Consider the following 7,832-nt stretch of genomic DNA (forward strand, 5'->3'; position numbering starts at 1 on the left):
GCCCCGCCGCGCCACGGCCGATCGCCGCCCCGCCATCTCAACCCGCGGCGCAAGCGCCGACGCCGACCGCGCCTGACGGAGGTCGCGAGTGAGACGGACGATCACCGTGCGGATGGTCGGTCCGATGCAGTGGATCGGCTACCCGGCGCTGATCGCCGCGGCCGCCACCATTCTGTTCTCCATTCCGCTGCGCCTGTTCGGCCTGACCTTGCCCGAGCCGGTCTGGCCCATGGTCCTGGCCTTCGCCTGGCCGCTGATCCGTCCGTCCATGCTGGCGCCGGCGGTGCTGTTCGGGCTGGGCGTGTTCCTCGACTTCTTCTGGGGCGGCCAGACGGGCATGTGGGCGCTCAGCCTGCTGCTGATCTATGGCGCGATGCTGTTGGCGTCGAAGTATCTGGCGGGACAGGCGACGATTGTCCTGTTCGCCCTCTATGTCGCCTCGACGGGCCTGGCTTTCGCGGTCGCCTATTTCGTGACGCGCGGCAGCCTTGGGAATGCTCCCAATCTGTTGGCTGTTATGGGGCAGATGATCCCTACGCTTCTGCTCTTCCCCCTGGCTGACTGGTTGATCGAGCGCTTCGACGACGCGGACGTGCGATTCCGATGAGCAGCGAACCGCATATCTTCTTTTCCGATGTGAACGAGCGGCAGGGCTCCTTCCTGCGGCGCACCATGCTGCTGGGCGGGGCGACGGTCGTTGGCGGGCTGGCCCTGGTCGGGCGCCTGGCGCATCTGCAGCTGTTCAAGTCGGAAGAGTTCGCCACCCTGGCGACGCGCAACCAGTTCAACTTCCGCCAGGTGCCGCCGCCGCGCGGCCTGATCAAGGACCGCAACGGCGTGGTCATCGCCGGGAACCGGCCCAGCTTCCGCGTCCTGGTCGTTCGCGACGAGACCAAGGATCTGGACCAGACGCTGGACCTGCTGGGCCAGCTGTTGCCGGACACCCTGGATCGTCGTCGCACCATCATCCGCGAGGTCAACGCCGCGCCGCGTTTCTCGCCGGTCCCGGTCAAGAGCGACCTGACCTGGGAGGAGTTCTCCAAGGTCAATCTGCACGCGGCGGAACTGCCTGGCGTCATGGCCGACATGAACGAGGCCCGCTATTACCCGCACGGCGGCGCCTACGCCCATGTGGTCGGCTATGTGGCCAAGGTGTCGGACCGCGACGTGAAGGCGATCCGCGACAAGGGCGAGCAGCCGCCGGCCATCCTGTTCAACCCCGGCTTCCGCATCGGCCGTCAGGGCATTGAACGATCTCTGGATCTGGACCTTCGCGGCGTCGAAGGCGGCAAGCGGGTCGAGGTCAATGCACGCGGCCGCGTCGTGGCCGAAGACATCGCCGGATCACGCCCGGCCGTTCAGGGTTCTGAGGTGGTGCTGACGCTGGACAACGACGTCCAGCAGCGCGCGCTGGAGGTCTTCGGCGAAGAAGCGGGCAGCATCGTCGTCATGGACGTTCGCAACGGCGACATCCTGGCCATGGTGTCGTCGCCGTCGTTCGATCCCAATCTGTTCGTCTCGGGCGTTCCGTCCAAGATTTATCGCGCCTTGGCGGATTATGAGCGCCGCCCGCTGCTGGACAAGGCGCTGAGCGGCACCTTCGCGCCGGGCTCGACGTTCAAGCCGATCGTGGGCCTGGCGGCGATGAAGCGAGGCCTGGACCCCAGCCGCCGCATCTTCTGCAACGGCAGCTTCTATCTGGGGCGCCGGTTCGCCTGCCTGGGGCGGCATGGGGCGTTGGACCTGCGCGGGGCCATCAAGGCCTCCTGCAACGTCTACTTCATGACCCTGGCGACCGAGATGGGGCCGGACGCCATCGCCGAGACGGCGCGGGACATGGGCTTCGGCCAGACCTTCGATATCGGCATTCCCGGCCAGAAGGCCGGACTGGTGCCTGACCGCGAATGGCGCCGGAAGAACCCCGTGCGCGGCGACGGCAAATGGTATCCGGGCGAGAACCCCAGCTATGGCATTGGCCAGGGCGCCTTGACCGTGAACGCCCTGCAGTTGGCGGTCTATACGGCGCGCGTCGCCAATGGCTCCAAGGCGGTGTCGCCGCGGCTGATCAAGTCGGTCGGCGGGGTGGAGCAGGGCGGCAGCGCCTTCGCTGATCTGCCTTACGATCCTCAGATGCTGCAGGTTCTGCGCGACGGCATGGAGGCGGTGACGGCCGCCGGGGGCACGGGCTTCCGCAACAGCCAACTGGGTCTGGGCACGGTCAAGATGGCCGGCAAGACCGGCACGGCCCAGGCGCGCAACTACGGCTCCGGCTCGCGCAAGGGCGCCGGACGTCCCTGGGACCAGAAGGACCACAACCTGTTCGTGGCCTATGCGCCGACGGACAATCCGCGTTACGCCGTCTCGGTCATCGTCCAGCACGGCGGCCTGGGGGGCGGCACGGCCGGCGCGCCGCGCGCCCGCGAGGTGATGAAGGTCGCCTTGCTGAAGGATCCCGAAATCCGCGCCCGCATCGAACAGGCCGGATTCGAGGCTCAGGAAGACGCCGGCGCGCGTGAGGCTGAAGCGCGAGGCGAGCCGGTCGACGGCGCCGGCATCGACGTGGTCGCCCCGCCGCCCCTGACGGAGCCCGGACAATGACCGCATCCGCCCTGACCCGTCCCGGCGAACGCGACCGCCTGTCCAGCAAGTTCGCTGAGCTGGACTGGCGCGTCATCGGCCTGTTGTGCATTCTGGCAGGCATCGGCACGGCCATGCTGTATTCGATCGCCGGGGGGCATTGGCAGCCCTGGGCGGCCAAGCATCTGATCCGTTTCGGCGTCCTGTTGGTCGGCATGATCGGCCTGGCCATGGTGCACCCGAAATGGTGGTTCCGCGCAGCCTATCCGCTGTACGGCGTGCTGTTGGTTCTGGTGCTGATGATCGAGTTCACGCCGCTGGGCTACACGGCGGGCGGGGCCAAGAACTGGCTGAACCTGGGCTTCACCCGCATCCAGCCGGCCGAGTTCGTCAAGATCGGCCTCGTGCTGGCCCTGGCGCGTTGGTACCATGGCCATTCAGCGCAGGAGGCGCGCTGGTCATGGAAGCTGCTGATCCCCGTGGGGATGATCGGCGTGCCCTTCCTTCTGGTCGCCAAGCAGCCAGACCTCGGCTCGGCCATGATCATCGGCCTGACCGGGGCGGCCGTCATGTTCATGGCGGGTCTGAGCTGGCGTGTGATCGTGGCGTGCGCCGCCGCCGCCGTGGCCGTGATCCCGCCATTCGTGATGTTCGTGATGCACGACTATCAGCGCAACCGCGTGCTGACCTTCCTGAACCCGGAGGCCGACCCCTCCGGCACCGGCTACAACATCATCCAGTCCAAGATCGCTTTGGGGTCCGGCGGCCTGATGGGCAAGGGCTACGGCCTGGGCAGTCAGAGCCAGCTGGAGTTCCTGCCGGAACGCCATACGGACTTCATCTTCTCGACCGTATCCGAAGAGTTCGGCTTCCTGGGCTCCTTCACCGTCCTGGCCTGCTATGTCGCCTTGATCCTGATCTCGCTGCGGATCGCGGCCCTCTCGCACAGCCATTTCGGCCGGATCAGCGCGGCGGGCATGACGGCCTTCCTGGCGCTGTTCGTACTGATCAACGGGGCGATGGTGATGGGGCTGGCGCCGGTCGTGGGCGTGCCCATGCCGCTGCTGTCCTACGGCGGATCGACCATGATGACGGTGATGATCGGCTTCGGCCTGATCCTGTCGATGCGGGTGCACCGCTATGTCGAACTGCCGAAGGGGCAGGGGCTGTTCTAATCGGCTGTACGGGCGTTAGGCTGTCGTCATGACTGTTCAGACGCCCGAAACCGAAGCCGCCGACATCCCGAAGGCCGATCCGGCCATGTTCTCCGATTGTGGCGACACGCCCTGTCCGCAACCCGTTCTGGCCGATCCGAAGAATGAGGCGGCGGTCCAGGCCGAGGGGTTGCGGATGCGCGACAACCCGGCCGAGTGGGCCTTTGTCCGCCTGTCCAAGCTGATCGAGGAGTTCGAGGCCAACCTCGACAAGGACGAGGAGATCGGCGCGCGCGTCGTCGGCCTGCCCGGCGACGGCGCCATGCAGATCATGGATGTCGGCTTCTGGGGGCCGGACCTGATCATGTTCTTCGGCCGCAACGCCGACGGCAAGCCGGTGCGATTGATCCAGCACTACAGCCAGATCAATGTGGTGCTCAGCGCCATGAAGAAGCCGGAGGAGCGCGAGGCGCGCCGTATCGGCTTCCAACTCAGCGAGATGATCGAGAAGACCAACCCGAAATAGCTTCTGGCTACGCGGCGCCTAGAGCGTAGCCGCCCAGTCGGTGGCGCGGATCAGGCTGTCGATGATGCCGGGCTCGCTGGAGGCGTGGCCGGCGTCGCCGATGATATCCAGCTTGGCCTCGGGCCAGGCGCGGTGCAGGGACCAGGCGCCCGAGATCGGCGTCACCACGTCAAACCGGCCTTGCGCGATCCAGCAGGGGATATGGCGGATGGTCTCGATGTTTTCGAGAATCCAGTGCTCGCTGTCGAAGAAGCCGCCGTTGGTGAAATACCAGTTCTCGATGCGGGCGAAGGCTACGGCGAAGTCGGGATCGGCGAACTTGTCCGGCTTGCCTGACGGGCCCTGGATGCTGACGGTCTCGCCTTCCCAGGTCGCCCAGGCCACGGCGCAACGGTTGCGCTCCTCGACGTCATCGCCGGTCAGGCGCTTGTAGTAGGCGGCCATCAGGTCGCCGCGCTCGGCCTCGGGGATGGGGGCCAGGAAACGCTCCCAGGCGTCGGGGAAGATCATCGAGGCGCCGTCCTGATAGAACCAGTGCAACTCCTTCTTCGTCAGCAGGAAGATGCCGCGCAGCAGCAGGGCCAGGCATCGATCCGGATGCTTGATGGCGTAGGTCATCGACAGGGTCGAACCCCAGGAACCGCCAAAAACGACCCATTTGTCGATGCCCAGCATTTCGCGCAGGCGCTCGATATCGGCGACCAGATCCCAGGTGGTGTTGTTCTCCAGCGAGGCGTTCGGCCGCGATAGACCGCAACCGCGCTGGTCGAACATGACGATGCGGTACTTGGCCGGGTCGAAATAGCGCCGCATCCCCGGATTGACCGCCCCGCCGGGGCCGCCGTGCAGGACGATGACCGGCACGCCGTGGGGATTGCCGCTTTCTTCGTAATAGATCTCGTGGACGCTGTCGGTCTGCATCCAGCCCGAGGCGTAGGCTTCGATTTCCGGGTAGAGGTCGCGGCGCGCAGTGTTGGTCACGAGAGATGCCCTTCTGAGAAAAGGATCGGTCAGGCCTGAAGCGGTCAGGCCTTGGGGAGATTGGACTGGAAGGCGGCGAAGATCAGCAGGGCCCATCCGGCGATCATCAGGGCGCCGCCGATCGGCGCCACCGCGCCCATGACCGGCAGGCTCAACAGCCCGATCATGGCCAGGGCCAGGCAGAAGATCAGCCCGCCTGTGCTGGCCAACCATCCGGCCAGGCTCAGCAGTCGGCTCGTACCGAACAGCGCCAGGGCGGCGGCCAGGGCGGCGTGCACCATCTGATAGTGGCCGCCCGTGGTCAGCAGGGTCTTGATGGCGGGGCCGGCGCCGTGAGCAGCGAAGGCGCCCAGGGCGACGGCCATGGCGCCGTTGAAACCGGCGAAAGCGAGCAGTTTGCGGTCAGGGCTCATGTCTAATGTCTAGACCACAAAAACCGCGAAGTCTGCTATCGCGCGCCGATGAAAGCCGCATCGCGCATAGCGCTGCAATACATCCTGCTGTTCAGCGCCAGCGGCGTGACCCTGCCGTTCGCCGGCCTGTGGTTCCGCGATCAGGGGCTGAGCGGCGCCCAGATCGGCGCCCTGCTGGCCATTCCCATGCTGGCGCGGGCGGTGACGGGGCCGTTGCTGGCCGTTTGGGCCGACGGTTTTGTGCTGAGACGAACGCCCATCGCCTTCTTGGGGCTAGTCATGGCGGTAGGCTACGGCGGTGCGGGGTTAGTCGAGGGGTTCGTGCTCTGGGCGCTGTTCTGGCTGTTGGGCGCGACGGCGGCGGCGGCTCTGATTCCGCTTAGCGACGTGATGACCCTGCGCGTCGCCCGGCGTGAGGGATTCGCTTTCTCGCTTCCGCGCGGGTGCGGCTCGGCGGCTTTTGTCGTGGCCAATCTGGCAATGGGCGCGCTGTTGACGCGCGTGTCCTCGGACGCCGTCATTTTCTGGGTTGTCGCCGCCTCGCTGTTGATTGCGATCACGGCCTGGCGCGTCCTGCCTGCCGAGCCTGTGTCTGAAGGCGGCCCCGTGTCGAAGCTGGAGCGATTTCAGGGGCTGGGGCGGTTGCTGCGACGCCCCGTCTTCATGGCGGCGATCTTTTCCATCGGCGCGGTGCAGGCGACGCACGCCTTCTACTACGGCTTCTCGGCCATCAGCTGGCGGGCGCAGGGCTTGGCCGAGAGCGTGACGGGGATGCTGTGGGCCTTTTCCGTCGTGGTCGAGATCGGCTTCATGTGGTGGATCGAGCCGTGGCGTCGTCGCATCGGCATCGGCTCGTGGACCATGCTGTTCATCGGCGCGGGGGCGGCGATCCTGCGCTGGAGCCTGATGGCCTTCGCCCCGCCGCTGTGGATGCTGATCCCGTTGCAGATGCTGCACGCCCTGACGTTCGCCGCTACCTATCTGGCGGGGGTGCAGATCGTCGAGCGCCTGTGTCCGCCGGACAGCCACACCGCCGCTCAGACCTTGAGCTCAGCCCTGTCGGCCGGGGTGTTGATCGGTCTGGCGACCCTGGTCAGCGGGCCGTTGTACGACGCGGTCGGTTTGAAGGCCTATCTGGCCATGGCGGCGCTGGCTCTGACTGGGGGGCTGGTCGGTCTGTGGGTGCGGTCGAAGGAAGCGGCTTCAGGCCACGTTTGATCGGGGCAGAGGCGCCAGTCGACGCGCCATGGCCGAAGCGGCCGTCTTGACCGCCGTCCGGACCGTGTTCTCGCTCTCGCCGTCGGGAATCCGCAGCAGGCCGATGGACGGAGATTCCAGGCTGTCGGGCAGATCTGCCAGAATGCGGTACAGGATATAGCTTCCCGCATCCTCTTCGGCGTCAGAGTCGGCGATGGCCGAGACCCCGGCCTCGGTCAACTCACGCAGGATGTCGGCGACCGGCGCCGTCACGCGCGCAATGCTGGGGGCGGTGCTGTCCAGGCGCCCGGGCTCGCCCAGGCGGCGGTTTTCGGCGCGCATCTGAACCCGGACAGGTCCGGCGTGAATCGTGCGGCCGACCAGCAGCAAGGCCGAGCACTCGCCGCGTGACAGGAGGCCCGTCAGGGTTGCGGCGAGAGCCTCAGCCGAGGCGTCGCCGGGCGTGGCCAGGGTGCGCGCGCCGGGCGGGTTCCAGGGCTCGCCGGACAGATCCTCGACGGGATCCCAGGCCCGATAGGACGGCGACCAGGCGCAAATGGAGATGACGGGGCGCCGATCAGGGCGACCGTTGGAATCCAGACCCATCAAAGGAAATAGACCCCCTCTAGCGCCGTCGTGGCGCGCCGCAGCATGAACGGTGCTTTGAAATGCGGCGCCAGGTCAAGCCTGACCGGCGCCGCGATGGCGTGATGGAAAGGCGAGGCGGTCAGCTCAGGTCGCCTACGGCGGCGTCCAGCAGCATGAAGGCGCGGCCCTCGTCGGTCGCCAGCCGCAGTTGCACATCCTCGGCGTCGCCACGTTCCGCCTGGAGTTTCAGCCCATGGGCGAAGGCGCGAACGTAGGCCTCGGCATCGGCGCGCAGGGCGTCGTCGCTCAGCACCCGACGAGAGACGCTGCGGACGGCGGCCGGCGCCACGCGGCGGACGATCTGACGCGCCCGCGCCGGGTCGTGACCGGCGAAGG

The 7,832-nt window shown here is 67.0% G+C and carries 9 protein-coding genes; 5 read left to right on the forward strand and 4 right to left on the reverse strand.

Features of this window, described 5'->3' with window-relative positions:
- The first annotated feature begins 112 nt into the window (after positions 1–112).
- Genes RT567_RS11125 through RT567_RS11140 form a run of 4 tightly spaced genes read left to right on the forward strand, consistent with a single transcriptional unit; the run spans position 113 to position 4,257 of the window.
- Positions 113–607, forward strand: coding sequence for a hypothetical protein (locus RT567_RS11125; RefSeq protein WP_409516169.1), 495 nt, complete (start codon positions 113–115; stop codon positions 605–607).
- On the forward strand, positions 604–2,598 hold the full coding sequence (gene mrdA / locus RT567_RS11130; RefSeq protein WP_313576435.1) for a penicillin-binding protein 2: 1,995 nt from the start codon (positions 604–606) through the stop codon (positions 2,596–2,598). The genes RT567_RS11125 and mrdA overlap by 4 nt, the downstream gene beginning before the upstream one ends.
- Positions 2,595–3,752, forward strand: a complete 1,158-nt coding sequence (gene rodA / locus RT567_RS11135; RefSeq protein WP_087139471.1) for a rod shape-determining protein RodA — start codon at positions 2,595–2,597, stop codon at positions 3,750–3,752. Before mrdA ends, rodA begins: the two co-directional genes overlap by 4 nt.
- A 28-nt stretch (positions 3,753–3,780) precedes the next feature.
- Entirely contained in the window at positions 3,781–4,257 is a 477-nt protein-coding gene (locus RT567_RS11140) for a DUF6173 family protein (RefSeq protein WP_313576436.1), read from the forward strand.
- Between the two features lie 18 nt (positions 4,258–4,275).
- On the opposite strand, the gene pip is transcribed toward RT567_RS11140, so the two are convergent.
- Complete coding sequence (pip, locus tag RT567_RS11145) at positions 4,276–5,238, reverse strand: prolyl aminopeptidase (protein ID WP_313576437.1); 963 nt, start codon at positions 5,236–5,238, stop codon at positions 4,276–4,278.
- 44 nt (positions 5,239–5,282) lie between these two features.
- Positions 5,283–5,651 carry a DUF423 domain-containing protein gene (locus RT567_RS11150; RefSeq protein WP_313576438.1) on the reverse strand — a complete coding sequence of 123 codons (369 nt, stop codon included), beginning with the start codon at positions 5,649–5,651 and terminating at the stop codon, positions 5,283–5,285.
- Between the two features lie 48 nt (positions 5,652–5,699).
- On the opposite strand from RT567_RS11150, the gene RT567_RS11155 reads away from it, so the two are divergent.
- Entirely contained in the window at positions 5,700–6,869 is a 1,170-nt protein-coding gene (locus RT567_RS11155; RefSeq protein ID WP_313576439.1) for an MFS transporter, read from the forward strand.
- Here the strand turns inward: RT567_RS11155 and RT567_RS11160 are convergent.
- On the reverse strand, positions 6,855–7,454 hold the full coding sequence (locus RT567_RS11160; RefSeq protein WP_313429312.1) for a hypothetical protein: 600 nt from the start codon (positions 7,452–7,454) through the stop codon (positions 6,855–6,857). The genes RT567_RS11155 and RT567_RS11160 overlap by 15 nt on opposite strands.
- 121 nt (positions 7,455–7,575) lie before the next feature.
- The coding region (locus tag RT567_RS11165; protein ID WP_313576440.1) for a hypothetical protein at positions 7,576–7,832 on the reverse strand (257 nt) is incomplete at its 5' end.

The sequence above is a fragment of the Brevundimonas sp. genome (assembly GCF_032107865.1).
Taxonomy (GTDB): Bacteria; Pseudomonadota; Alphaproteobacteria; order Caulobacterales; family Caulobacteraceae; genus Brevundimonas.

Coding starts and splice junctions, on each gene's coding strand:
- RT567_RS11150 (WP_313576438.1), bottom strand. CDS start 5,651: ATGAGCCCTGACCGCAAACTGCTCGCTTTCGCCGGTTTCAACGGCGCC.
- RT567_RS11160 (WP_313429312.1), bottom strand. CDS start 7,454: ATGGGTCTGGATTCCAACGGTCGCCCTGATCGGCGCCCCGTCATCTCC.
- RT567_RS11155 (WP_313576439.1), top strand. CDS start 5,700: ATGAAAGCCGCATCGCGCATAGCGCTGCAATACATCCTGCTGTTCAGC.
- RT567_RS11125 (WP_409516169.1), top strand. CDS start 113: ATGGTCGGTCCGATGCAGTGGATCGGCTACCCGGCGCTGATCGCCGCG.
- rodA (WP_087139471.1), top strand. CDS start 2,595: ATGACCGCATCCGCCCTGACCCGTCCCGGCGAACGCGACCGCCTGTCC.
- mrdA (WP_313576435.1), top strand. CDS start 604: ATGAGCAGCGAACCGCATATCTTCTTTTCCGATGTGAACGAGCGGCAG.
- RT567_RS11140 (WP_313576436.1), top strand. CDS start 3,781: ATGACTGTTCAGACGCCCGAAACCGAAGCCGCCGACATCCCGAAGGCC.